Genomic DNA, 25,169 nt, shown 5'->3' on the forward strand with positions numbered 1-25,169 from the left:
CGTAATGACTAGAGCAACGCTTCGTATTGATCGCCAATCTTGTCGACTGTGAAATCCGCCGCCCTGTTTTTCAGCACGGCAGCAGGGGTGGGGTGGTCCAGCATCTCGGCCATCGCCTTCGCCAGGGCCGCGGCGTCACCGACCGGCACCAAGGTGCCGAAGCGGCCGTCACCGAGTATTTCGCGCGGGCCATGCGGAGCATCGGTGGAGATTACCGGGACACCGGCGGCCATGGCCTCGACCAGCACATTGCCGAAGCCCTCGCTGGTCGATGACAGAACGAACAGATCAGCCGCGGCATAGCAAGCCGCGGGATCGTTGACATAGCCGGCAAAGAGCACGTCCCCGTCTATGCCGGTCTCTTCGGCATAGGCGTGCAATTCGGCAGCCAGCGGACCTTCGCCGAAGATAACAAGCCGGGCGGGGCGGCCGGCGCGCAAGGCAGCGAAGGCCCGCAGCAAAGTCCGGTGGTCCTTGACCGGTACCAGGCGCCCGGCGGTGGCAATGACCGGCACATCGCCCATCGCCGCCAATGCTGCCTGCCAGGCATAAGAATTCCCCTGCGGTGCTTCAGCCGGCGGCAGCGGGTTGTTAATGACGACGACCTTGGATTCGGGAAAGCCGCGGGCGATGATGTCACGGCCGACACCCGCTGAAACGGCGATGGCTTTGGTTGCACGCGCTGCAACCAGCGCGGAAAGCCAGATCGCCAGCCTCGCGCCGAGGCCGCTGGCAGGCAGCGAGGCGGCGGCATGGAAACTTGGAAAGAATTTTGCCCGGCTTCTGGCCAACATGAGTGACAGCGCCATCACCAGATTGGCGAATTCCGGGGCGCTATAGACCGCATCAGGATCAAGGCGGCGGAACAAATTTGCGCTTCGCACTATGCCTTTCAGCGTCGCCGACTTGGCGTAACCCTCGCCGCGCAAGAGAAGGCCGAAGTCGACCAGATGCACGGCAGCGGAACGCAGCGCGGCGTTAGGGCCTTGCGCGTTCCAGGTAAAAAGCGTGACCTCGTGGCCACGCGACGCCAGTTCATTCGCCATCAGGACGAAGACACGCTCGGCGCCGCCGCCCCTCAGGCTGGCGATGTGGAAAACGATGCGCTTCACCATGCCTTGCTTCAGGCTCGGCCGGCGGCAAGGCCTGATCGGTTCGGCGGCCGGCGCATGTCCCGGATGATGCCCATCCCGATGGCCAGCAGCATGCCCAGGGCAAAGCCTGCGAACGCTCCTGCGCCTGCCACCAGGACAGTGCGCGGGGGCCATGAGCGCGCTGGCGGGGGCACCGCGGTCGAAATCACCTGTACGTTTGTGGTGTCGATCTGCTCGCGCTCGCTGATTTGGCGCGCACGTGACAGGAAGCTCTCATAGACGGCTCTCTTCGAGGCGGCATCGCGTTCAAGTTCACGCAGGGCGACTTCGGACTCGCTGTCGGTGAAAACATTGCTCTTCAGATCGTTCATCCTGGCGTTGAGAGAAGCCAACGAGGCCCTGGCCTTGTCCAGGCTGGCCTTTGCCGTGCCGATGGTGCGGGAGAACTCGGCCCGGAGTTGCGAGTTGACGGTCTCGAGTTCTGTCCGGAGCCTGACAATCGTCGGGTGGCGAGGACCGAATGTCATCGACTGTGAATCGATCTGCTGCCGCAGGCTGTTTGACCTGTCGCGCAGCGCTGCGAGCGCTTCCGAAACCGTGGGGTCGGGATTGGCTCCATTGATACCGGAGGCAACCAGGGCGTCGTAACTTGCCTGCGCGGCGATCACGCGCGATTGCGCATCGACGATTTCGCCGTTGAGCTGCGTCAGCGTCTGCGAACTGACGAGCTGGCCATTGCTGGACGACAGGTTGTGGCTGCGCCTGTAGCTCTCGACCTTCTCTTCGGCTGCCTGCACGTCGCTCTTGAGTTGGCCAAGCCGGCTGTCAAGGGCAGCCGCGGCACGGCTGGCGCCGGCAGCTTCGGCCTTGGCCAGTTCTTCCTGGAAGTTTTTGACTATGGCCTGCGAGATCAGGATCGCCTTGGCGGTGGTTTCCGCAGATACCGAGAGGGTTGTGACAAACGAGGTCGGGTCCGCGATGGCGTCTACCCGGTCCGCCAGGTTCTTCAAGGCGATGAGCCTCGGGTCGGGCTTCGCCACAGCGCCAGATGAGGATGTGCTCCGGTCCGGATCGAAAAACTCCGGATCGTGAGTCAGATTCAGTTCGTCCACCACACGGGAAAGCACGTTGCCCGAGGTCAGGATGCGCTGCTTGCTGCGCGTGCTGAGCAGTTGGCTATCGACCTGGCCCGGTTGCGAGTAGAGGTCGTTTTCCACAACCTGCAAATTGGATGGGTTGATGAGAACCTCGGTCGTGACGGTGTAACGCTGCTTGCTCAGCAATGCATACGCGCCACCGACAATGCCCCCGATTACCGCCAGCATGAAGGCCAGGGCGAGGCCGGCCCGCAGCCACACGAACAGGCGTCGAAAATCGAGCTCGAGGAAATCGCCGATCTTGTCCAGGGTCACAGTCGCGACAGGCTCTGGAGGTTGCGGCGTCACCGGCGCGGAGCTTAGCGCCGCGACTGGGCCATGCTGTTGCAGCAATGCCCTGCGCCGTGCATTGGCGATGCGCTCGAATGCACTGTTATTGGAAGCCGTTGCGGAGATAGGGGGTGTGCCGGAACCGGCAGACATGGTGACAACCCTTGTTAAATCATTACGCTTGGCCTGCTCTACAGAAACATCGTTAACATCTTATTTTCCAAGTTGGCCCATTTTGCCGTTCACACGGTCCGCTTGGCGGACGTTGAAGGGATTTCGTTGCCCAGAATGCCGTTCGAATATCGCCATTTGGATGGGCCATGAGCTATCCCGCTGCCGCTTCGGAACGATTATCGTCCAGCCGAGCGCGCCGTCAGAACGCGCTGTCGCTGCTGTTTTTCCTATGCGCAGCGTTCGCGCTCCTGCTTCGCTTTACGGTATCACCGCAGGTGATGAACATGGTCGTCGACTATACGGCCCAGGGAGGCTCGTTCTACGAGAAGCTGCATTTCGGCACCTATGCGATCATCCTGCTGCTTCCTATCGTTCTTTTCAGCCGGCCGTTTCTGCTGCACGGCGACGAAATTGGAATATTCAAGGCGTTGATCCGCTATTCGGTGCTGATGTTCGCGCTGGTGCCCTATCTGTTCGTTACCGGCCGTGCGGGCTCCTCCGGGTTCATCATCGATACCTATCTGGTGGCCGGCGCCACAGGCCTGTTGATGCTGGCATTGAATGCAGAGGTGCGGCGGGCGCTGGGGGACGTCGTGCTTGGAATGGCGATCCTGAGCGCTGTCATCGGCACCATCGAGGCGGTGACTCAACATCGGCTGTTGCCCTATGGGTTGAACGAACTGCAATTCAGGCCAACTGGCCTGTCGGCCCATCCGCTGGCACTGGGCGCGCTCTGCGCCACAACCATCGGATTCGTGCCGCTGACGCACTGGCGCATATGGGCGCGGGTGATGGCGATCTTCCTGTTGTTCATCGGTTGCGCTGCATCGGGCGCTCGCGCCGCGCTGATGCTCGCCACCGGCGAAATCCTCATTCTGCTGCTGTTCGTGCCTTGGCCGGGCCTGTCGCTCAAATATGAGCGGCAGGCCAAATTTGTCGTGCTGATGTTCACCGTGACGGGTGGCGCGGTGCTCGTAGCGGTACTGTTTGCGGGCGGTCTGCTGAATCGGTTCAGCAACACCATCTTCGACGAAAACTTCATGGCCCGGGTGACCATTTATCAGGTGTTCGGACTGGTCAGCTGGAACGACATCCTGTTCGGCATGAACGTTGACGACCTGCTGGCGATCGTCCGGCAGAAGCTGCATCTGCCCTACATCGAAAGCGCGCCGGTGGTAATTATCTTGCTCTTCGGCCTGCCCATAGCCCTGCTGTTTACAGCGCTGATATTCTGGTTCGTCTTCCGGCTGCTGCGCGGGGCGCCGCTGCCGGCATGGATCGGCACCATAACGTTCTTGCTTGCCGCGCTGTCAAACAACGCGCTTTCGTCAAAAACGCCGGACATGACGATCATCGTGGTGTTGCTGCTTGCCTACAGGAAGCAGCCCCATGGAGGCTCGCTCGAGAGCATGCCTTCGGCTGCTGCATCCAGCCCAAACCCGGCTGGATCTCGTTAAGCACGGACCTCGGATCCGGTCAGCCGGCGCTGTCCACGACCTCGACACCGCCCGCGCGATTGAGCGTGTGAATGCCGGACCGAGCCCATGCCGGCCCGGGATCGATTGAGCGGGGCAGTTCAAAACGGACGTCGAAATCATCAAGCCGATCCAGCCGCATCAATCCCAGGCCGCCGCCATAGGCTCTAGACCCGTTTTGCACCGGCAGCAGCAAAGCGTCGCCCTGGCGGATAAAGGCGCCGCCCGGCCGAGTGGCGGAGTGGTCGACTGCGACGGGATTGAGCGCGTGCGCAGCCCACGGCCCACGCAGCGCCGGGGCGGAATAGACGGCCATCGTGTCGGACGCGCTGCCGTGACCGAACCGCTCAGTCCCCAACAGCCAGAAGCGACCGTCGGATTCGAGCAGCGTGGCGTCGTTGAAATCCCTGTCCGTCATCAGCACCGTATCGCGTACCCAGCGATCCGGAAACTGCTCGGCACGGTAGAGCACCAGTTCTCGCGCCGTAGCGCTTTCAGGGATCATGAAAATCTCGCCGGAGTGAGCAAACACCTGCGGATATGACAGGTGATGCGCTTCCTCCAGCACCACTTTCGGCACGCCGAAAGTGCCGTCGGTGCCAAGTTCAGCGACAGAAATCACCCCGCGGCCGGTGGAGTAGGGAAACTCCTCGACAAACAGAAAATGACGGCCGTCGCGCTCGAGAACGAACGGATCGGCGTAGAAGCGCTGCCCGTCATCGGCAAGCACGGTGAACGGCTTACCATCCAGCTGTCCGGTTTCGGCGACGCCTGGACCGTCGATCAGCCGATAAGCAACCTGCCAATAGAAGGGGCGCCGACCACGTCGCAGTTTTTGCACGGCGCGGTCGACCAACCCCCTGCCGAAAAAGGACAGATAGTGCCCGATAAATCCGCCTTTCTGCAGGGGCGGCGCCGGGCTCTCGGCAATCGGCGCAAGTTTGCCCGCGGAAAAGCGGGCGACACATTGGGCAATCAGGGAGATGGCGCCGGCGAGCAGGTCGTTGCTGGTTCGGGATAGCCACAACCGGTCGCTGATCATCGGCCGCGCCCTGGCGACGGCAACGCCGTCGAGGCGCGCGGTGAGTTCGGGCAACCGCCCGCTCGCCAGCATCTCGGTCATGCCCGCGGCAAAGCTGCTTTGGCCGCAAAATTCGAGCGTCAGGACAGGCGTGCCCCGTCGTGCGGCGGTAGCGGTGAGATCGACCATAAGATCGACTGGGCCGGTGTCGCCGGACGGCAACGGCCGGGAACGGCTTGCCAGTGAGGGGCCGAAGCGCCGGCCCTCGAGCGCCAGCACATTGTCCATCGTGCGCGCATTGGGTTCAGGCGTCGGCGCGCGGCAACTCGAAACCGCATGTCCAGCCGCACTCAACCGCGCCAGAAGCTCATTTTCCCAGCGCCGGGATGCGTCGGCGTGGCCGATGATTAAAATATTAGTCAATCCAATATATTCTTTTTCAAGACTACTGCCATAGACTACTTGTCAGCCCAACCTTTCACAAGAGTTAACCCGGGAGAACGCGGCCTTGGTTGTTAATCATATATTAAGAATTGAGATCACGAAGGCGCTTTCCGGCGCTATTATGGCTCTTGCGGGCAATAGTCGGTATGTCCCGAAGGCTGCAGGCGACCAGGATCAGCGATGAACGTCCTTTCACGTCCAAAACTGCCATCCAGGCAGAAACTGCTGATTGTGTTCGGCACTAGGCCGGAGGCACTCAAATGCTTTCCAGTGGCGCGTGCCGCCCTTGCTCATCCAGGCTTCATCACCGAAATATGCATAACCGCCCAGCATCGTGAAATGGTCGACCAGGTTGTCGAACTGACCGGCTTGCCTGTGCACCACGATCTCAACATCATGCAACCCGGCCAGTCGCTGTTCGATGTGACCTCGCGCGTGCTCCTGGGCATGGCCGAGGTGCTGGACAAGGCGAAGCCCGATATCGTCATGGTGCAGGGCGACACCACCACGGCGATGGCCGCGGCTCTGGCTGCCTTCTACAAGCGTATCCCCGTCGCTCATGTCGAAGCAGGATTGCGCAGCCACAACATCAACTCGCCGTTTCCTGAAGAACTGAACCGCAAGATTGCCGGCGACATCGCCACCTGGCATTTTGCGCCGACCGTTCAAGCGCGCGACAATCTCATCGCCGAAGGAAAGGCCGAAAGTAGCATCTTCGTGACCGGCAACACCGTGATCGACACGCTGTTGCATTTTTCAAGCGCGATCGATGCCGACAGGCTGATGAACGCGAAGCTCGCTGCCAGCTTCCCCTTCCTCGACCCTTCCAAGAAGATGATCCTCGTCACCGGACATCGCCGCGAGAATTTCGACGGCGGCATCCAGCGCATCTGTACGGCGTTGAAGGGATTGGCGGCGCGCGGAGACGTGCAGATCGTCTACCCTGTCCATCCAAACCCCAATGTGCGCTCGGTGGTCAACGCAGAGCTGGAAGGCGTGCCGAACATCCATCTGGTCGAGCCGCAGGACTATCTGCCGTTCCTGTACCTGCAGAAGCAGAGCTATCTGGTGCTTACCGATAGCGGCGGCGTGCAGGAAGAAGCGCCTTCGCTCGGCAAGCCGGTGCTGGTGATGCGCGAAAATACCGAGCGACCCGAGGGGATCGTGGCCGGCACCGCCCGCCTTGTCGGCACCGATGTCGAGAAAATCCTGTTCAACGCCAATCGCCTGCTCGACGATCAGGCTGCCTATCGCGGCATGGCGGAACGACACAACCCATATGGCGATGGCCGGGCCAGTAACCGGATTGTTGAGGAACTGCTGCATCATGGCTGAAATCAAAACCGTTTCCGTAATCGGCATGGGATATATCGGCCTGCCGACCTGCGCCATTTTCGCCAGCCGCGGGCTCAACGTCATTGGCGTCGATGTCAACGGAGCGGTGGTCGAGAAGGTCAACCGCGGCGAAATCCACATCGTCGAGCCGGACCTTGACGGTCTGATCCAGAAGGTCGTGGCGAACGGCAAGCTCATGGCCTACAGCACGCCGCAGCCGGCGGACGCCTATATCATCGCCGTGCCGACCCCGATGACCCACGACCATAAGCCGGACGTGACCTACGTGCTCGCGGCGGCACGAAGCATCGCCCCCGTGCTGAAGCGCGGAGACCTTGTGGTATTGGAATCGACATCGCCGGTTGGAACCACGCGCATCATGACCGGGCTGCTTGCCGAGTTGCGGCCTGATCTCAAATTTCCTGTCCAGCATGGCGAAGACGCCGATGTGCTGGTCGCCTATTCCCCCGAGCGCGTGCTGCCGGGAAAGGTGCTGACCGAGCTGATCAACAACGATCGCTCGATCGGCGGATTGTCCCGCAAATCGTCGGAACGGACGGCGGCACTTTATTCAACCTTCGTCACCGGCGACCTGTTCATGACAACGGCCGAAAGTGCTGAGCTGGTGAAACTGACGGAGAACGCGTTCCGCGACGTCAACATCGCCTTTGCCAACGAGCTTGCCGCCGTGTGTCAGGATCTGTCGCTCAATGTATGGGAAGTGATCGATCTCGCCAATCGACACCCTCGCGTGAACATCCTCCAGCCGAGCCCGGGCGTCGGCGGTCACTGCATTGCGGTCGATCCATATTTTATCATCGACGCCGCACCCAACAGCACGCGGCTGATGGCTTCGGCACGCCGGATCAATTCCGAGCGGCCGATGTCGGTGGTCAGGGATATCGAGGCCTTGCTCGACCCCTCCCGCAAGCAAACGATCGCCTGTCTTGGCCTCAGCTTCAAAGCCAACATCGACGATCTGCGCGAGAGCCCGGCCGTCGAGGTGGTGAAACTTCTGTCCGATATCCCCAATGTGAAGATCATTGCGGCTGAACCCAACACAAATGCGCTGCCGCATGAGCTCGAGGGCAGGGGCATCGTGTTCACCGACGCACTTTCGGCCATCGACAAGTCCGATATCGTCGTCCTCCTGGTCGACCATCGGCAGTTCAATCTGGTCGACCCCGAAGCGCTCAAGGACAAGAAGCTCGTCGATACGAGGGGTCTGTGGACGTGGCGCAAGGCACGCAAGCCCGACGCCCGCATCGAAGGCAAGAAACCAGAGGTCGCACAAGTGACGCTTGCAAGGGAGCAGGCCGCATGAACGCGCACGCCCCGGCATGGGCGCAGCATTCCCTGTTGGCATCACGGCGCCGGGAGTTCCTTGGCGCACCGATCCATGCGCTGACCATGGCCGAGACACTGGCCATCGCCGACGAGGCGATGACCCTGGGGCGGCCGCTGCATCATGTGGTCGTGAACGTCGCCAAGCTGGTTACCATGCGCCAGAATGCCGAGCTGCGCGAGGACGTGGCCGGGGCGGACGTGGTCAATGTCGACGGCATCGGCGTGCTTTGGGGTGCACGTCTGTGCGGCGTCGCGCTGCCCGAGCGGGTGGCGGGCGTCGACATCATGATCAATCTGCTGAGCCTCTGCGCGAAGCGTGGATTCAGGCCGTATCTGCTGGGGGCCGAACAGCACGTTCTCGACGCGGTTGTAGTGAGACTTGCCAAGGACCATCCGAGCCTCGTCATAGCGGGAATGCGCAACGGCTATTTCAAGCCGGAGGACGAGGCCGGGATCGTCGCGGCGATCAACGCCTCGGGCGCCGACTGCCTGCTGGTGGCCATGCCGACACCGCGCAAGGAACGCTTTCTCAAACGCTACCGCGATGAACTCGCCTCAAGCTTCGTGATGGGCGTGGGCGGCAGTTTCGACGTCTATGGGGGCAAGGTTGCCCGTGCGCCGAAGCTGATACAAGCGGCCGGCCTGGAGTGGCTGTTCCGCGTCGTCCAGGAGCCGCGACGCTTGTGGCGCCGCTACTACGACACCAACACTGCCTATGCGGGACTGCTGTTCCGGGAGTTCTGGGAGCGTCGCTGGCGCCGAAACGCCGGTTTATAGATTCGCGTTCCCCCACAAAACAGGCGTTGACCCTGGACTTCGCTTTACGCGATCCGTAGCCGCGCTCGCAGCTGGGCGACGAATTGCGTCGCTGCCACAGGGTGGAACAACGAGGTCAGCCCGAAGAAAACCGCAGCACCGGCAGTGCCGCCGGCGACAAGCGAGAAGATTGCCGGCACATCGCCGGCCACCATGCTGGCAAGTTTGGCGGCCACCCCCGTGCTGAGCGAGATGACCACCGAGACACCGATGTCGCGCCATGGCACCGGCACCGGTGTGAGTCGCTCGCTGATGATAATGCAGGTTATGGAGCCCACCACCGAGCCGCCCGCCAGCGCCAAAGCGGCGCCGATCTCCGCCATCGGGGGGATCAACAGCAGGGACAATGCGATTGTTGCCACCGAGCCGAAGAGATTGGCGATGATCAGCAGCCACGGCCGCTTGTGCGCGTGCACCACGACGCCATAGACGAAGCTGGTGAGGTTGGCGCACAGCACGCTGAAGGCAATGATCGGAAACAGCAGGCCGAAGCGGCCGTGATATTGCGAGGGCAGCATGAGCTCGGTGATATCGCTGCTGAGCGCGACCAGCATCGCTGCAATAGGCAGGCAAAGCCGCATCATCAGCGCCATCAGTTGCGACAGCAGCCGGCCCGACGCCGCGGGCCCATCCTCGTCGAACCGGCTGACCACCTCGGGAAAGGCGCCCATGTTGATGGCGTTGGCGACCATGTCGATCGGCTGGCGGGCCAGCGCATAGGCTGCGGCGAAGATCGCCACAGCGCTGGCATCGTAATAGATCTTGAGGAACAGACGCTCCGCGCTGTTGAGCCCGAAGCCTACCAGCGCCATGATGATCAGCGGCACACCGAGCGCAAAGAAGTCCCTGTGGGTGAAGCGCGGCGGACCGGCAACGAGCCGTCGCGATGCCATGATGCCGGCCACGATGCCGGCAATCAAGGCGCCGAGGCTCGAGCCGAGCGACACCGTCAGAAAGCTATCCTGAAAGACAAGGATAGCGCCGATCGGCAGCGCGAGTTGCAGCAGGGCACGCAGGGCTTCTAGCATCGAATAGACCGAATGGCGCTGCTGCATCTGCAGCACCGTCAACGCGAAGCGGCTGATGGACCCGGCGACCAGATAGCCGCAGACTGCGATCGCGAACTCGACCCAGCGTTCAGGCACGATCACCGCCGACGCGCCTACCGATATGACCAGCGCCAGTGCCGTGGTGGCAAGCAACACCTGACCGGCCAGCATCAGGCTGCCGCGGCTGACTTCGCCCTTGCCGCCAAGCCTGAGCAAGGCGATGCGCAGCCAGTTGGTGACGGCAATGTCGGTCATTTCCCCGACGGTCACCACCAGGGTGAGCAGGCCATACTCGGTCTGGTCGATCAAACGCGTCACGACGACGAGCAGGAGCAGCGCCGAAATTCGCGTCAGCAGGATCGCCGGAGCATAAATGAGCGTGGAACGGAGCAGCAAGGGCGTGTCCCTGGAAAACTCACCTTCGACTAGCCGCCGACTGGCGGAAAATCCAGCCCGATGACGCCGAAGGGTGAACAGATTCAGTTTGAACTAAAAGATTTGCCGTAAACCTTATCGGGAACGTTTGCTTTGCAGTTACCCGGTCTGTGTTATTTAGAGTACCATCATGTTGCAGCGCCTGATATCCGATCGAAAAATACATGTCCTGGTCGCGACGCCCTCGGGCGTTTCGGGGCAGGGCGGCATCGACCGCATCATGGGGGCGCTGAAGCAGGAGTTCGAACGGCAAGAAATCGCCGACATCGATGTGTGCTTCCTTGCCAGTCGTGGCCCGGGGCATGTCGGACTTTCGATCTTCTATATGCTCGGTTTTTGCTTACGGATGCTTAAAGCGCGTCTGGCTGGACGCGCCGATGTCATTCATATCAACATCTCAGTTTCCGGCAGCACCTACCGCAAGATGGTGATCGCCGCCTGCGCACGGCTGCTGTCGATACCCTATGTCCTGCATTTGCACGGGGCGCAGTATCAGACATTCTGGAAAGCCGACCGCGGTTTCATAAGCCGCCGTATCAAAGCTCTGTTCGAGCATGCCGATCGGGTGATCGTTTTGGGCAGGCTTTGGCGTGATTTCGTCGCCAGCCGGGCGCCGGGCGCAGCCGGCAATATCGTGATCGTGCCCAATGCGACCGAAGTCCCGTCGCTGGCGCATGTCGGCGGCGGCGACCATGTGCATATCCTGTTCCTGGGCCGCATCGGCGACCGCAAGGGCGTACCGCAATTGCTCGAGGCACTGCACCGCATGAGCCCTGTCAAGAATTGGCGCGCCACGATTGCCGGCGATGGCGAAGTCGAGGCGGCACGGGCAAAATCGGCCGCGCTGGGGATTGCAGACCGGATCGCCTTTCCGGGTTGGGTGGGGCCGGACGATGTCGCATCGCTGATTTCTTCGGCCGATATTCTGGTTCTTCCATCCTTCGCCGAAAATCTGCCGATGTCGGTGATCGAAGGCATGGCAGCCGGTTTGGCGGTGGTGGCGACCCCGGTTGGCGCCGTCGAAGACATAATCACCGACGGGCAATCCGGGCTGCTGGTGCCGCCAGGCGATGTTACAGCGTTGACCGAGGCGCTGAGCCGCCTCGTGGAGAACCCGGCACTGCGGGCAAAACTTGGTGCCGGTGCCATGGCCGTGCATCGGGAACGGCTTGAGCTCGCCCCGTTTGTCGGCGCAATCTGCGATGTCTGGCGGTCGGCCGCGTCAAGCCGTCAACCGGTCAAGCGCTGAGGCCGACGATCGCGGCGGCGCGTCGAGCCTGAATTCGCGGTGGAATATCTCCAAATTCAACAGCGCCCATATCAGCTTTTCGTGGTCTGCAGCACGCGTGGTGTGTTCCGAGACGATTTGATCTAGCTGTTTCGGACTCAGATAGCTGCGAATGACGGAGTGGGGCGAGCAAAGATGGTCATGCACGTAGTTCCTCATCGATCCGCGAAACCATTCGGCGACCGGTACCTTGAACCCGACCTTGCGGCGGCTGAGAATTTCTTCCGGGAGGATATTGGCCATGCTGTCGCGCAGGATCTGCTTGCTATGCAACCAACCCAGCCTGTAGCGATCGGGCAATTTGCTGACGAATGAAACCAGGTCTCGATCGAGGAACGGCATTCTTCCTTCGATTGAACCGGCCATCATCATGTGGTCGCCTCGTTCCAGGAGATTGTCAGGCAGCCACGATGTCTGATCGAAAAACAGCACGCGGCGAAGATGGGAAGCCGCAGCGCTTGACGAGAACGGAAAGTCGTTGCGCTCATAACGGCGATTTGCGGACGCGCCGATCAGGCAAGCGCGCTGCTGCGCCGAAACGGCTCCAAACCAGGAGACCATCCGGGCGGCAAAGTCCCTTTCGCCCGCGGTGCGGGCAAACGTATCGACCTTGGCCGACGCGCCCGGCATGGCGCGTACCAAAGGGGAAAGGACGTTATCGTGCAGCGAGGCTGGAACAAGCGACTGGTAGATCCCGGCCAGTGATTCCGCGCGATGCTTGGGATAGCCGCCGAGAATCTCGTCGGCTCCTTCTCCGGTGAGCACCATCTTGACGTCCTGCGAGGCGCGCTCCGACATCAGGTAAATTGGAATATCGCTGCTTTGCGAAACAGGTCCCCCGCGTTGGCGAACCATCGCGGGCAGCTGATCCATCAGATCGCCTGGCTGGATGACAAGTTCGCAATGATCGGTCTTGAAATGATCGGCAACGCGCCGGGCGAATGCAAGTTCGCTATAGGCTGCGTCGTCGAACCCGACGGAAAACGTGCGAATGGGCGTGGCGCTATGCCTGGCCATCAGGGCGACGATAGCCGAGGAGTCGAGTCCTCCGGAGAGAAAGGCCCCAAAAGGTGCATCGCTGCGCATCCTGATCTCGACGGAATGGTCGAGCAGTTCCAGAAATCGCTTCTTGGCGGTTTTTCCGTCGATCCGCTCGGCCAGGGCCGCCTGATCCGGAGGCGTATAGTAGCGCGTTTCCTTGACCACCCCTTGCGACCAGACAGCATAGCTTCCGGGATTGAGCTTGCGGATCTGTTTAAAAAGCGTGCGTGGTCCCGGCACATAACGCCAGTTCAGATACTCGTCCACCGCATCCAGATCGAGTTGCTGCGCATCTTGCTGCGCCGACAACAATGCGTTGATCTCCGAGGCAAACAGCAGCAAGCTTTCGCTTTGCATGAGGTAAAGCGGCTTTTCCCCGAAGGGATCCCGGCCGAGGATCAATTCCTGCCTCTGAGCATCCCAGAGTGCAAAGGCGAACATGCCGCTCAGCCGGTCGAACATGGACAAGTGCCACTGATCGTAGGCTCGGAGCAGCACCTCGGTATCGGAGCGCGTTCGAAAATGATGGCCAAGGCCGATCAGTTCCTGCCGCAACTCGATGTAGTTATATATCTCCCCGTTGAAAATTATTTTGAGACGGCCGTCCTCAATCTGCATCGGCTGATTTGACTCAGGCGCCAAGTCAATGATCGCCAGGCGGCGATGGACCAATGCCAATTGTTGCTCGCCGGTGTTCAGGTCCAATATCTCGGCGCCTTCGGCATCGGGACCGCGATGCCGCAATGCGTTTGACATTCTGGCGGCCCGCTCTTGTGGATTTTTAGCCCTTCGACCGATCCATCCGGCAATTCCACACATTGTTCCCCCTAGGCGCGCACATTCCTCAATACAACAAATGTGTTAAACACTTCGTGCCAATACAACCCAACCGGGAGAAAGCTGCCACGGGCCGTTCCTCGATCGAGCCTGGCGGTCAGGGGTTGCACCGGTTGTTCGCTGGTGAGGGCGAGTGACGGCACCTATGGCAGGCCCAATGCCTGCAGCATCTCCGGGTCGGGAACCGGGGGACCATCGGGCGGGATGAGGCTCATCCCATAAGGATTGGAGAACTCCCAGACAGACCATGGGATCGCGAAGCGTTCGGCCTCTCGGCGCACTGCCTTGAGATAGCGCGAACGGTCGGCCTCAAAGGCGCCCATGCGGCCGTCCGCGGACATGAGGATAGCGCCGAATTCGCCCATGAAGAGCCGCCGGCTGGGAATGCCATGGCCTTCAGCCCAGTCGACAGCCTGGCGAAAGCTCGCCTCCAGTTGGCTCTGGCCCCAGTTCTGCTCGAAATAGTTCGCGATTGCTTGGCGCGCGGTGGCCATGTTCATGACCTGCTCGACCCTGCTCAAGCCGGCAGCTTCCATCCGCGCTCTAAGGGTTTCGGTCACCACTTCGGGTGTACTACTGTCGGCCGGCCAGGGAAGTCCCGAAGCAAAGCTGATCGTGTCATCGGGCCGCTGGTGGGTGAAGCTGTGCGGCTCATACATATGGAAGCTGTAATAGAGGTTTGGGTCATCAAAGCCGGGGCTGAGGTTAACCAATCCGGCAATGCTGCCGCCGCAGGCGCCGGTTGCAACGATGGTAAGTTCGCTGCTGACCGCTCGAATGTCGTGGACGGTCCCTGCCATGATCCGCTGCCAGTGATCGCTGCCGCTCGCATCGCAAGGGTAGTATGCGGGCTCGTTGTAAGGTTCGAGGGCGACTTTGTCGGTGCCTATCTTGACCAGCATGGCAGCGACCGCCACAACCATTTGACGATAGCGGGCAACGCCCTCGCTGTCGGCGCCGCCATAGATCATCTCCATGCTGTAGTCGGGAACCTGAGTGACGCCATGCAGGTCGAAAACCACCTTGAGGCCGGTCGACGTGATCCGCTCAACGGCGGCGGCAAGTATGTCCAGCGCCTGCTGCCGCTTGGCGTCCCCGCTGGCAAGCAGCGGGCCGGGATCGACGCTCAGCCGGACGAAGTCGAAGCCCATCGATCGGATGTGGGCAAACACCTCCCCGGCCGGCCAGTCGGTGAGCGGCCTGCTTTCCGCAAGCCACTCCTTTTCGCTGCGATAGGGCGGCCAAACGTAGGTTCCGTCTTTCTCCACCGGCGACCAGTTGAGCCACTGATGCACGCCAACGCCGCGCTTGAGAGGGATGGGCTCTGCCGCGGCCGCCACAAGCAAGGCGAGCACCCAGGCAACAACATACACCGCTTTTCGCATCGCTCCCTCCGCATGCTCGCGGGAGATATTAACCGCAACGAACGGGAAAGAAGATTGCCGGCCCGCAGCTTTTCGACGGCATGGTATACAAGGACCGAAACGTTGACGGGGCGTGCATGAGAATCGGCTGGTACATCAACCGATTGCGCAGCATGGGACCGGCCGAGGTGTTGCACCGGCTGGGCGAGCAACGTCGAAGGATCGTGTCGCGCCGCCGCGATGATGGGTGGGAGCGCTATCCATCGCCGCAGTTGCACCCAGTGCTGCCCGGATTTCGCCATGCTGCGCTGGCAGCGACCGACGCTCAACGGCAGGCCATAGCGGCGGCCGCGCAAGAGATGCTTCATGGCCGGTTTTCGGCACTCGGGCGGACATGGCCAAAGCGTGAGCCCGATCTTTTGTTTCCTGCTGAGCTTTGGCGTCTTGATCCGGTAACCGGCAGGCTTTGGCCTGGCGCCGAGGCTCATACTTTCGATATCGATTTTCGCGATGGCGGCGACCTTGGCGATATAAAATATGTCTGGGAGGTCAACCGGCTGCAGCAATTGCCAGTACTGGCTGCACACCTGCTCCTCAGCGAGGACAATCGATCCCGGAGTGCCATTGAGGCGGCAATCGGCAGTTGGCATTCCGCCAATCCGCCGTTCCGAGGCATTGGCTGGGCTTCCGGCATCGAAGTAGCGCTGCGAGCCATCAGCCTGATCGTCACCCTGGACCTTATCGGTGACCGGCTTGACCCGGCGACGCTGCGGAAAGCTGGTGAGATACTCGCGGCAAGCGCCTATTGGCTGCCGCGGTTTCCGTCGCGATATTCCTCCGCCAACAACCATCTCGTCGCAGAGTTGGCTGGCGAATATCTGGTTTGCCTGGCGCTCGGGGCCGAATCCGAAATTGCCCGCAGCGCCCTCTTAAATGAGACGCACAAGCAGATTCTTGCCGACGGCGCCGGTGCCGAGCAAACGCCGACCTATGCAGCCTTCAGCGCCGAACTCATCTTGCTGTGCGCCGCCGCGGCACGCCAGGCGGGAACGCCGTTTCCCTCGGCCGTCGAAGCGCGTCTGGGCGCCTTCGCCAATTTCGTCGGCTGGCTGCCACAGAAAGCCGCCCGCTTCGGCGACGACGATGAGGGCCATGTGCTGAAGCTGGGCGACGAGCCGAACTATATCCGATCCGTCGCGGCCGCCATCCACGGCTTACTGGGGACGCCGGGCAACGCGCCGGAGCCTGACGATTTTCGTTCGCTTTTCTTTGGTGCGCCGTCAGGCCCGGCGCCCGCGGTGCATGGCTTGCAGACATTCACGCAAGGCGGGCTCTCCGTCTGGCGCGGAGCAATGAATGGCCGCAATGTCGAACTGACGTTCGACCATGGACCGCTCGGCTATCTCTCGATAGCGGCGCACGGCCATGCCGACGCGCTGTCGCTCACCCTGTGCATCGACGATGAGCCGGTGCTGGTCGATCCCGGCACCTGGCTCTACGGTTCGGGAGGCGCATGGCGCGACTGGTTCCGCTCCACACCGGCGCACAACACGCTCAACATCGAGGGCGAGAGCCAAAGCACCATCGCTGGAAATTTCAACTGGTCGCACAAGGCAGTCGCAGCGCTGGTGGAGAGCGAGCCGGGACCGCACTGGAGGCTGAGCGCCCGGCATGACGGCTATAGAAGCCGCTTCGGCGTCGTGCATCAGCGCACTTTGGCGCGCCAGGCCGATGGCATCCTCATCACCGACCAACTGCTCGGCGGCAGGCGCCAGTCCGAGATCGTCTTCCAACTGGCCGCCGGCCTCCATGCCGACCGGCACGAAGATACGGTCACGGTATTGCGCGGCGACGAGGTACTGTTGGCCATCCGCTTTCCTGATGCTGCGCTCGATATCGGCGCGGGCGGTGACATGCCGGGCCAAGGCGGTTGGGTTTCACTGCGTTTTGGCACTAGGCAGCAAGCCGAACGCCTCGCCTGGCACGGTGAAGTGGGCGAAGCCGGGATCGATATCCATCTTGCCCCAATTCACCCGCCGCAACAGCAAAAACCGGTGCCAACGTAGAGTTGCCGGGCGAGTTCCAGCCGTATTCGACATTAATTACGTTTGGACATTTAGCGGTTTCGTTACCGTTGATCTGCTAGTCTCGCACCATCCAGCCTGCTTTGCCCGCTGCGCCCGCAACAGCCACTGGTTGCAGGCGGCGTAGCGAGTTTGGCGGGAATTTTGTGCTTTGCTATTCGCCAGATCGCCTTCTTACGACTTACGACCAGGAGCCGCTGCATCAATGTTTTCCGAATTTGCCAGAGCGATTGTGGAAAAGCTTTCGAACGTCAATCTGACCACGCTCGGCCTGCTTCTCCTCACCGCACTGGGCAGCGCGGTGATCGCCTACTGGCGAACTGCCGAACATAAGTCCCTCAGGGACTTTTTCGACTTCGCCTTCCCACAGGAAGTCATCCTGCACCCGTCGGCGCGAGCCGACGCCCTGTTCTGGATCACGAAACGGGCGATGATGCCTTTCCTGCTTATTCCTGCCGGCGTCACCTTCGTCGTCGCGGTGGGCTATGGCACACGTGAGGCAATTGGCTGGCTCCTTAACATCCACGCGCCGCTTCTCGGCGGCCCGGCGGGACCGGTGACGATCGTCATCTTCACCGCAACCATGCTGGTCGCCTATGATATTTCATACTACCTCTACCACGTCGCCCAGCACCGTTTCCCGTTCCTGTGGGAATTGCACAAGGTACATCATTCGGCCGAAGTGATGGTGGGGATCACCAAGGACCGGGTTCATCCGCTGGACGATCTGATGAACCGTATGTGGGATGGCGTCATCCCGGGCATCTGCTTCGGTGTCTGGAGCCTGATCGCACTCGATCCGGTAGAGGTCGCTATCTTCGGCATCAACGTCTACGTCATCCGCAACATCCTGATGATGGACTTTGTTCGCCATACGCATCTCAAGATATCGTTCGGCCCGTTGAACAACATCATCCTGTGTCCGCACTGGCACCAGGTGCATCACAGCATCGACCCGCGTCACTACGATAAGAATTTCGGCCTGCTTTTTTCGTTCTGGGATCGTCTGTTCGGAACGCAATTTGTCCCGGAGCCGGATGAAGACCTGAAATTTGGCCTGGTCGATCGCGATGTGCGCGATTACCAGTCGATCTTTGGGCTCTACATCCTGCCGCTCAAGAAGATGGCAAGGCATGTCATGCGACTGTTTCACAGACGGCCCAATGTGGTCGCGCAGCCACAGGACAGTTCTCCTTCATGAACACCGCTGTTTCCATCGACGTCCTAGGCGCGGAGCGCCTGGAAATCGTCCGTTCGGCGGATCGCCTGGCTGCGGTCGAAGCCGCTTGGATGGAGCTTTGGCATCGTACCGACGGGCTGATCTTTCAAAGCCATGCCTGGATTTCGGCATGGTGGAGTACCGTACAACGCCGTGACCAGCGCGCGTTGCGGATCGGCCTGGTCTGGAAGGGCGAGAGACTCGTTGCTGTCGTTCCGCTGGCGATCGGCAGGCGCAGGGGGCTGCGGTTTCTCGAATGGGCGGCCGGCAGCTATACCGACTATGGGGATATTCTCGTTGCTCCGGAATGCTCGTTATCGGCGCTGCAGGAGCTATGGACCCAACTCTGCGATGCCGGCGGCTTCGACCTTGCCTTGATCAATCGTCTCTCACCGGATGCGGCGGCCCGCAAAATTTTCACGCCGGGAGCTTCCGGCGGCATCAGGCTTCGTCCGTTTCACCGAACGGAAGTCAGCTATCGCGTTGCCGGACAATGGGAAAGCGGAGCGGCATGGTTCGCGGACCAGTCGAAAAAGACGCGCCAGAACTATCGGCGCGGCATCAAAGCGCTGGAAGAAACCGGAGAGGTGAGATTTCGCCTGCTTGCCCCCGACGAGCCGCTGCAACCGGTACTGGAGCGCCTCGCGGCCTTGAAGCGGAAATGGCTGACCGAGCGCATGCGTGAGTCAGACCTGTTCGAAGAGGGCGTGCCGGTACTCGCCGCGCTCGTCGATGCGTTGGCGCGCGCCGGCGTGCTGCATATCTTCGTCCTCGAATGCAATGGCGTGATGGTCGCGGTGTCGATCAACTTCGTCCAGCACGACGTGATGATGGCCTTCGTGACGACGTTCGATCCGGATTTCGGCCGGGCGTCGCCGGGCGTGATCCTGTTGATGGATTACGTGCAGTGGTCGATCGATCACGGCTTGAGCATGGTCGATTTCCTCTGTGGCGCAGAGTCGTTCAAACACAAATTCTCAACGCAGGCGGTTACGCTGGAATCCGTCATCGGGACGCGCACGGCACAGGGCGCGCTTGCATTTCTTGCCGATCGTGTTCTTCAGACCGTCAGGCATATGCGCGAGCGGTCATCGGCACCACCAGAGGGACGCGATACGCCCACTCAAGCCGAAGCAGCCTTGGATTAAAGCGCGTCGTGTTCGATCGGCGTCATGCGGCGCGCTTTAGATTCTTGCTTTTATACATGTCGTTATCGCAAAACCGCTGCACACTTTTGCGCGACATGCTTTAGAACGGTTCATCGTTTCACGGAATCGCAGAACAGCTCCATCTTTTGTTTTGACGCAATTCCGGACGAAAACCGTTCACACTTTTCCTGGAATTGCTCTAGCGGCCCGCTCGCAAAAAGCTCAAATGAAGCGCGGTATCGGACCGTTTTGCGGCGTGGTTCGGTCGCCGAGGTCGAGGAAGATTTCGTCGATGTAGCACCATCCCCAACCTTCCGGCGGATCGTAGCCTTCGATGACAGGATGGCCGGTTGCCCGAAAATGCTTGGTGGCATGACGGTTGGGCGAGTCGTCGCAGCAGCCGACATGGCCGCATGTGCGGCAGAGCCGCAGATGCACCCACTGCGAACCGCTCTTCAGGCATTCCTCGCAGCCGAGCGCGCTCGGTGTCACGTCGCGAATGTCCCCGGCGTGCTTGCATTCGTCTGCCATCATACGCTCCTGACCAGTTGTGGCGCCACGGCGAGACTGCCGTTTCGCGCGAGATATGCATGCAGCGCTGCAACCACCTGGGCGCCTTCGCTGACGGCAGCGGCGACGCGCTTGATCGAGCCGGAGCGCACGTCGCCGATGGCGAACACCCCGCCGCGGTTCGTCTCCAGCGCACCACGGTCCTGGCCAATGTCAGGCCCGGTGCGAACGAAGCCCTTCGCGTCCAACGCCACGCCGCATTGCGCCAGCCAGTCGGTGTTCGGATCGGCGCCGATGAACAGGAAGAGGTGGCGGATCGGACGTGCTGTCTCGGTGTCGCGGCTGCGCCAGCGCACTTTGCCAAGATTGCCGTCGTCGCCTTCCAGTGCCGCAATCTGCGTCTCAGCCAGCACTTCGATGTTCGGCTGTGCCCTGACGCGCTCCACCAGATAGCGCGACATGCTCGCATCGAGGCTGCTGCCGCGCGCCAGCAGCCATACCTTCTTCACATGCGCCGCCAGGTAGACGGCAGCCTGACCAGCCGAATTGCCGGCGCCGACCAGGGCTACCTCTTGCCCGGCGCAAAGCCGCGCTTCGATCGGCGAAGCCCAGTAATGCACGGAGGTTCCCTCGAATTGCGCCAGGTTTGCCATGTCGAGGCGGCGATAGCGCGCTCCGCTGGCGATCACCACCGACCGTGCCCGCACGGTCTCCCCGCCGCCGACGGCGAGCGTGTAGTGGGCACCGGACGTGTCGCTTGCGCTGCCCAGCAGCTTCGCCTCGTCCGGTATCACCATCTCGACGCCGAATTTCTGCGCCTGGTTGTAAGCGCGCGCCATCAGCGCCATTCCCGAAATGCCGGTCGGAAAACCGAGGTAGTTCTCGATGCGCGAGGAGGCACCCGCCTGTCCGCCGAAGGCACGGCAATCGAGCACGATCGTCGACAACCCTTCGGAAGCCGCGTAGACGGCCGCCGCGAGGCCGGCCGGTCCGGCGCCGACAATGGCCACGTCGTACAGCTTGCCGGCGTCGATCGGCCTCACCAGGCCGATGCAGCGGGCAAGCTCGTTCTCTCCGGGATTGAGCAGCAGCTTGCCGTTCGGACAGAGCACGATCGGCAAATGGTGGATATCGACATGGAAGCGTTCGATCAGGGTCCTGGCGCAGGGATCGGCAGCCGAATCGAGAACGCGATGCGGCTGACCGCTGCGAGCCAGAAAACCTTGCAGCCTCAAAACGTCGCCGCTGTTGACCGGTCCGACAATGATCGGGCCGGCTGTGCCGCTCTCGAGCAGGCCGACACGGCGCAGGATCAGCGCCCGCATGATGCGCTCGCCGAGGTTTGCTTCCTGCACCATCAGGTCCCTCAGCCTTTGCGAGGGGATGACGAGCGCCTCGACCGGCTCGACCGCCTCCACATCCACCAGTGAGGGTCGGGCTGAAAGCTGCGCCAACTCGCCGACGAAATTGCCTGCACCGTGCGTGACGATTGTTTCGCGCCGGCCGAAGCTGCCGCCCTGGATGATATCCACCTTGCCGGACAGGACCACGATCAGACCGGGCGCCAGCTCGCCGGCTTTGACGATCTGTTCGCCTGCAGCATAGGACACGGCTTCGCCGAAACGGCCCATGCGGTCCAGGTCCGCCTCAGCCAGCACTGGAAACATCTGATCGCGACGGGCAATGGAGATCGGATTGGCGGGTTGAGACATGGTTCGAACCTATCGCCGGTTTCCGACAGTTTGAAGCGGTTTTTGCGGCTTGCGGCCGGTAGGAACCTGGCTCGCCTGTCGGTAAACGCTGTGTCCTTCGCATGCAGTTAACTGACGGCGGCGGTGCGAAGGTGTCGTCGCGACGTGCCTCACAATCCGTTGCATCTCCTTGATTTGTTTGATTTGCGCATCCCGGCAAACCCGGCGCATGCTGCTTCAGCCGGCACCTGCCTAAGCCGGCCAGGCCCGGCGGGCCGTCCTGTGTCAAACTCTCGGCCGCCGGGCTTCTGGACAGCAGAAAACGGCCTGTGTCCGAGCACTCCGCAAACTGGCCTGCGGCCTGTTGTTCGGCGAGTGCTCAGGCAGCTACCTGAAGCACAATCTTGCCGCGCGTGTGCTGCTTCTCGAGCTGTTCCTCGGCCCTGGCGACTTCCTCAAGAGGATAGATTGCCTGTACGAATGGCCTGACCTTCCCGGCGTCGATGAGGCGGCTGATCTCGGCAAGCTGCGCCGCGTTCGGCTTGGTCAAATAGGAAACGCCGCGAGCCCGATGCAGGCGGGCCTTCTCCGCCGACGGCTCGGAAAGCGTTGAGACGAGCGTCCCGCCGGGCTTGAGCACGTCCCACGAGCGGTCCTGTGTTTCACCCGCTACCAGGTCGAAGACGAGGTCGACGTCCTCGACAAGCTCCTCGAAGCGCTGGTTCTTGTAATCGACCGCCTGGTCGGCGCCAAGCGCGCGGACGAAATCGAAATCCTGCGCGGACACGGTCGTCGCGACAAACGCGCCCGCGGCCTTTGCGAACTGCACCGCCAGATGACCGACGCCGCCGGCGCCGCCATGGATAAGGACCCGCTGCCCGGATTTGAGGCCGCCGTGATCGAAAAGGCCTTGCCACGCGGTAAGGCCCGCAAGTGGCACGGCGGCGGCTTCGGCGTGGCTTAAGCGTTGCGGCTTCGCCGCCGCCTCCGTTGCCTTGACGACGACATATTCGGCGTTGCCGCCGCGGTCGTTGCCGAGCATGGCATATAGCGGATCGCCCTTCTTCAGCATATGGGCCCGCGTGCCGCACAGTTCCACCACGCCGGATACGTCGCGGCCGAGCGTGACGGGCAGATCCGCGCCCGAAGAGCCCTCGCGAACCTTGTAGTCGACGGGATTGACGCTTGCCGCGTAGACCTTGAGCGTGACCTCGTCGTCATGCGGCTGAGGCAACGGAACCGCGTCCAGCGAAAGAACCTCCGGTCCACCAAAATCGTGGATACGGACGGCCTTCATCGTAATCATGGCTTGCTCCTCGTCGGTTTGCAGTCCAGTTCGCTCTGAACAGTTTCGCCGGCAGGCCGGCGTCTATCCAGCCGGCGGTTCGGTCGTAGCAAAGGCCGGCCGGTGGTGCGCCGTCAGTGTATCGTTTGCGAATGCTCGCCGCCGGGTTGCGAGATGCCGCTCAGCGCTTCACCTGCTGTCGCCGTCTCGCTGTTGGTGGCGAGGTCGCCCAGCGAAACGATGCCGACCAGGCGCTTGTCGCGGTTTAGCACCGGCAAGCGGCGCACTTTCAGGTCAGCCATGTTACGCAGAACATCCTCCGCGTCTTCGTCTTCGAAGCAATACCTGACCTCGGTGCTCATCACTTCCCGTACCTTGGCGTCAGGTGTCTTGCCTTGGGCGACGCCGCGGATTGCGATGTCGCGATCGGTTACCATGCCGACAAGCCGATCGTTCTCGCCCACCGGCATTGCGCCGGCGTCGAGGCGACCCATCATTTCTGCCGCATCGCGCAGGGTTTGCTGCGGACTGGCGATCTCGACGTCCTTTGTCATGCAGTTGCTAACTTTCATTTTAACCTCCGTTGGTTGCAGGGCCCGCCGCGGGTTTCCATGATGGAAGGGTGAATGAGCGCCAGCGCAAAACGTTCCATGGCAAGACCCGTTTCGAGCGCTTCGCCGAAATCACCCTTGCCATCCTCCACCCGACCGCCCTTCAGGCGGTCGGCCCGGGAAAGGTCGGTTCCGAAGGAATTTCGGAAGGCGTGCCGGGAGGAACTCCGATCGGCTCCTGGTCCGGCGTCGGAATTGGATCCGGCGAGGGCGGGGGTACGCCTGGAGGTTCTCCCGGCGGAGTCTCCGGCGGGGCAGGCGGCCGGGCCGGCTCCGGATTGGGATTGTCCGGCAGTGGATTCGGGTTATTCGGATCGGGATTGTTCATCGATCACTCCCCTGACAACTGTGACCTGATCTCCGCCAAGAGCGGGTTGCCGCAGCGGCGAGCAGGCTCTCTTGTCCTAAACCAAGGGGAAGCAAAAGCGTTCCCGCTTCCGACGCCACGCGCGGTGCCAATCTATCGGGCGGTTCCCAGGCTGGCATACATTCCGTTGGTGCGGAATTGCGTCGGGTTGATGCCGTAGAGGCGGCGGAAGACCTTCGAAAAGTAATTGGCATCCTCAAAGCCGCACATGATGGCGACTTCCTTGACCGGCAGGAAATCGGCCTTCGTCAGCAACTTCGCCGCGCGCTGCAGTCGCTGCTGCAGCACAAATTCGGCGGGCGGAAGTCCCTCGCTCTCGGCGAAGCAGCGCGAGAAATGCGCGCGGCTCAGGCCGCTGATCTCAGCGAGATCGGCAACGCGGAGCGGCCTGTCGAGATTGGCCCTGATGTGATCGATGACCGGCTGCATGGTGCTCTTGTCGTCGGTGACGGCATGCGAGCCGAAGACATCGTCGTAGAGCGCCATGGCTGCTTCATAGGCGACGGCCGAGGCGGCTCCCGGCGAGACCGCGCCCGTGATCAGGCGCACACTGCAATCAGCCAGATGATCGATCGTCGAGGGCTGCAGCCGCAGCACCGGACCGACGGCGGCAAGGATCGACTTGTGGATGCGCAGTGCCTCCTCGCCGTTCATCGATATCCAGAAGAACTCCCAGCGTTCGCCCTTGGCCAGCCAGTAACGGTGGTTGTGCGGCACGAGAACCAGCAAAGTGTCGCCCTTTTGCAGGCGGTAGTTCCGGTTCTCGTAGCGCAATCGGCCGGTGCCGCTGATCGTATGCTGGAGCACGGTAAACGGCGTCAGGCCGCGCTTGCGCCCATCCCAGTCGTAGACCTCGTTCTCGCGCACTTCATAGCCGGTGCTTGTCGGCATGGTGTGTAGGCGCTGGCGCCCGCGCGGCAGCGATACCGTCCTGCCCGCCGGCCCGATGTCGATCAAGTTCCGCAGCACAAAATTACCCCTAAAAGCATAATCCTTCTCTGGTCGCGTGCCGAATAAGGCGCATAATCCCTCGAGAAAAGCAAAAGAAACCGCGGTCAAAGAGCGGATGGGAGGAAGTGCCGGATTCCAGCCTGCATAGCGTGGCAG

General features: G+C 61.6%; 18 protein-coding genes and 1 pseudogene. 8 read left to right on the forward strand and 11 right to left on the reverse strand.

Going from position 1 to position 25,169, the window contains the following annotated elements; translation table 11 throughout:
* Positions 1-8: 8 nt before the first annotated feature.
* Positions 9-1,115 carry a glycosyltransferase gene (locus tag NKI17_RS12510; RefSeq protein WP_352569036.1) on the reverse strand — a complete coding sequence of 369 codons (1,107 nt, stop codon included), beginning with the start codon at positions 1,113-1,115 and terminating at the stop codon, positions 9-11.
* 8 nt (positions 1,116-1,123) lie between these two features.
* Entirely contained in the window at positions 1,124-2,674 is a 1,551-nt protein-coding gene (locus NKI17_RS12515) for a GumC family protein (RefSeq protein ID WP_352647583.1), read from the reverse strand.
* A gap of 167 nt (positions 2,675-2,841) precedes the next feature.
* Between NKI17_RS12515 and NKI17_RS12520 the strand changes: the two genes are divergently transcribed.
* A complete protein-coding gene (locus tag NKI17_RS12520; RefSeq protein WP_352455347.1) occupies positions 2,842-4,152 on the forward strand; it encodes a VpsF family polysaccharide biosynthesis protein in 1,311 nt (436 codons plus the stop codon).
* A gap of 19 nt (positions 4,153-4,171) precedes the next feature.
* On the opposite strand, the gene NKI17_RS12525 is transcribed toward NKI17_RS12520, so the two are convergent.
* Complete coding sequence (locus NKI17_RS12525; RefSeq protein ID WP_352906026.1) at positions 4,172-5,614, reverse strand: glucosamine inositolphosphorylceramide transferase family protein; 1,443 nt, start codon at positions 5,612-5,614, stop codon at positions 4,172-4,174.
* A gap of 201 nt (positions 5,615-5,815) precedes the next feature.
* Between NKI17_RS12525 and wecB the strand changes: the two genes are divergently transcribed.
* From wecB to NKI17_RS12540, 3 genes are read left to right on the forward strand one after another with little or no spacing between them, the layout of a single operon-like run.
* Positions 5,816-6,970, forward strand: a complete 1,155-nt coding sequence (wecB, locus tag NKI17_RS12530; protein WP_352756637.1) for a non-hydrolyzing UDP-N-acetylglucosamine 2-epimerase — start codon at positions 5,816-5,818, stop codon at positions 6,968-6,970.
* Complete coding sequence (wecC, locus tag NKI17_RS12535; RefSeq protein ID WP_352541698.1) at positions 6,963-8,294, forward strand: UDP-N-acetyl-D-mannosamine dehydrogenase; 1,332 nt, start codon at positions 6,963-6,965, stop codon at positions 8,292-8,294. The genes wecB and wecC overlap by 8 nt, the downstream gene beginning before the upstream one ends.
* On the forward strand, positions 8,291-9,094 hold the full coding sequence (locus tag NKI17_RS12540; RefSeq protein ID WP_352756635.1) for a WecB/TagA/CpsF family glycosyltransferase: 804 nt from the start codon (positions 8,291-8,293) through the stop codon (positions 9,092-9,094). The genes wecC and NKI17_RS12540 overlap by 4 nt, the downstream gene beginning before the upstream one ends.
* Positions 9,095-9,138: 44 nt before the next feature.
* On the opposite strand, the gene NKI17_RS12545 is transcribed toward NKI17_RS12540, so the two are convergent.
* On the reverse strand, positions 9,139-10,578 hold the full coding sequence (locus NKI17_RS12545) for a lipopolysaccharide biosynthesis protein (RefSeq protein ID WP_352704076.1): 1,440 nt from the start codon (positions 10,576-10,578) through the stop codon (positions 9,139-9,141).
* A gap of 169 nt (positions 10,579-10,747) precedes the next feature.
* Between NKI17_RS12545 and NKI17_RS12550 the strand changes: the two genes are divergently transcribed.
* Positions 10,748-11,866: a glycosyltransferase family 4 protein gene (locus tag NKI17_RS12550; RefSeq protein ID WP_352756633.1), complete on the forward strand. Its 1,119-nt coding sequence runs from the start codon at positions 10,748-10,750 to the stop codon at positions 11,864-11,866.
* Here the strand turns inward: NKI17_RS12550 and asnB are convergent.
* Both asnB and NKI17_RS12560 read right to left on the reverse strand, forming a co-directional pair.
* Positions 11,840-13,765 carry an asparagine synthase (glutamine-hydrolyzing) gene (gene asnB, locus NKI17_RS12555; RefSeq protein ID WP_352756631.1) on the reverse strand — a complete coding sequence of 642 codons (1,926 nt, stop codon included), beginning with the start codon at positions 13,763-13,765 and terminating at the stop codon, positions 11,840-11,842. The two genes, NKI17_RS12550 and asnB, sit on opposite strands and share 27 nt — an antisense overlap.
* 161 nt (positions 13,766-13,926) lie before the next feature.
* Positions 13,927-15,168, reverse strand: coding sequence for a glycoside hydrolase family 5 protein (locus tag NKI17_RS12560; protein ID WP_023677165.1), 1,242 nt, complete (start codon positions 15,166-15,168; stop codon positions 13,927-13,929).
* A gap of 116 nt (positions 15,169-15,284) precedes the next feature.
* On the opposite strand from NKI17_RS12560, the gene NKI17_RS12565 reads away from it, so the two are divergent.
* From NKI17_RS12565 to NKI17_RS12575, 3 genes are all read left to right on the forward strand, one after another.
* The gene (locus NKI17_RS12565; protein ID WP_031211889.1) at positions 15,285-17,213 is read left to right on the forward strand and encodes a heparinase II/III family protein; all 1,929 of its coding nucleotides are present in this window, start codon (positions 15,285-15,287) and stop codon (positions 17,211-17,213) included.
* Between the two features lie 223 nt (positions 17,214-17,436).
* Positions 17,437-18,432 (forward strand): sterol desaturase family protein, encoded by a 996-nt coding sequence (locus NKI17_RS12570; RefSeq protein ID WP_352569046.1) that lies wholly within the window; start codon positions 17,437-17,439, stop codon positions 18,430-18,432.
* Positions 18,429-19,598, forward strand: a complete 1,170-nt coding sequence (locus NKI17_RS12575) for a GNAT family N-acetyltransferase (protein WP_352906027.1) — start codon at positions 18,429-18,431, stop codon at positions 19,596-19,598. Before NKI17_RS12570 ends, NKI17_RS12575 begins: the two co-directional genes overlap by 4 nt.
* 222 nt (positions 19,599-19,820) lie before the next feature.
* Here NKI17_RS12575 and NKI17_RS12580 read toward each other — a convergent pair whose 3' ends face one another.
* From NKI17_RS12580 to NKI17_RS12600, 5 genes and pseudogenes are all read right to left on the reverse strand, one after another.
* Positions 19,821-20,132 (reverse strand): UBP-type zinc finger domain-containing protein, encoded by a 312-nt coding sequence (locus NKI17_RS12580; RefSeq protein ID WP_352796886.1) that lies wholly within the window; start codon positions 20,130-20,132, stop codon positions 19,821-19,823.
* Complete coding sequence (locus NKI17_RS12585; RefSeq protein ID WP_352906029.1) at positions 20,129-21,820, reverse strand: FAD-dependent oxidoreductase; 1,692 nt, start codon at positions 21,818-21,820, stop codon at positions 20,129-20,131. The genes NKI17_RS12580 and NKI17_RS12585 overlap by 4 nt, the downstream gene beginning before the upstream one ends.
* Positions 21,821-22,178: 358 nt before the next feature.
* Complete coding sequence (locus tag NKI17_RS12590; protein ID WP_352635917.1) at positions 22,179-23,105, reverse strand: NADP-dependent oxidoreductase; 927 nt, start codon at positions 23,103-23,105, stop codon at positions 22,179-22,181.
* A gap of 113 nt (positions 23,106-23,218) precedes the next feature.
* Positions 23,219-23,656, reverse strand: a complete 438-nt coding sequence (locus tag NKI17_RS12595) for a CBS domain-containing protein (protein WP_031211895.1) — start codon at positions 23,654-23,656, stop codon at positions 23,219-23,221.
* 499 nt (positions 23,657-24,155) lie between these two features.
* Positions 24,156-25,159, reverse strand: a pseudogene (locus NKI17_RS12600) (AraC family ligand binding domain-containing protein).
* Positions 25,160-25,169 lie beyond the last annotated feature (10 nt).

Origin of the sequence: Mesorhizobium sp. M0816, from assembly GCF_040320005.1 — a bacterium.
In the GTDB taxonomy this organism is placed as follows: Bacteria; Pseudomonadota; Alphaproteobacteria; order Rhizobiales; family Rhizobiaceae; genus Mesorhizobium.

Bases quoted from the DNA above. Each gene is read 5' to 3' on its own strand.
- NKI17_RS12510 (WP_352569036.1), bottom strand. From the start codon at position 1,115: ATGGTGAAGCGCATCGTTTTCCACATCGCCAGCCTGAGGGGCGGCGGC.
- NKI17_RS12515 (WP_352647583.1), bottom strand. From the start codon at position 2,674: ATGTCTGCCGGTTCCGGCACACCCCCTATCTCCGCAACGGCTTCCAAT.
- NKI17_RS12520 (WP_352455347.1), top strand. From the start codon at position 2,842: ATGAGCTATCCCGCTGCCGCTTCGGAACGATTATCGTCCAGCCGAGCG.
- wecB (WP_352756637.1), top strand. From the start codon at position 5,816: ATGAACGTCCTTTCACGTCCAAAACTGCCATCCAGGCAGAAACTGCTG.
- wecC (WP_352541698.1), top strand. From the start codon at position 6,963: ATGGCTGAAATCAAAACCGTTTCCGTAATCGGCATGGGATATATCGGC.
- NKI17_RS12540 (WP_352756635.1), top strand. From the start codon at position 8,291: ATGAACGCGCACGCCCCGGCATGGGCGCAGCATTCCCTGTTGGCATCA.
- NKI17_RS12550 (WP_352756633.1), top strand. From the start codon at position 10,748: ATGTTGCAGCGCCTGATATCCGATCGAAAAATACATGTCCTGGTCGCG.
- asnB (WP_352756631.1), bottom strand. From the start codon at position 13,765: ATGTGTGGAATTGCCGGATGGATCGGTCGAAGGGCTAAAAATCCACAA.
- NKI17_RS12560 (WP_023677165.1), bottom strand. From the start codon at position 15,168: ATGCGAAAAGCGGTGTATGTTGTTGCCTGGGTGCTCGCCTTGCTTGTG.
- NKI17_RS12565 (WP_031211889.1), top strand. From the start codon at position 15,285: ATGAGAATCGGCTGGTACATCAACCGATTGCGCAGCATGGGACCGGCC.
- NKI17_RS12570 (WP_352569046.1), top strand. From the start codon at position 17,437: ATGTTTTCCGAATTTGCCAGAGCGATTGTGGAAAAGCTTTCGAACGTC.
- NKI17_RS12575 (WP_352906027.1), top strand. From the start codon at position 18,429: ATGAACACCGCTGTTTCCATCGACGTCCTAGGCGCGGAGCGCCTGGAA.
- NKI17_RS12580 (WP_352796886.1), bottom strand. From the start codon at position 20,132: ATGATGGCAGACGAATGCAAGCACGCCGGGGACATTCGCGACGTGACA.
- NKI17_RS12585 (WP_352906029.1), bottom strand. From the start codon at position 21,820: ATGTCTCAACCCGCCAATCCGATCTCCATTGCCCGTCGCGATCAGATG.
- NKI17_RS12590 (WP_352635917.1), bottom strand. From the start codon at position 23,105: ATGATTACGATGAAGGCCGTCCGTATCCACGATTTTGGTGGACCGGAG.
- NKI17_RS12595 (WP_031211895.1), bottom strand. From the start codon at position 23,656: ATGAAAGTTAGCAACTGCATGACAAAGGACGTCGAGATCGCCAGTCCG.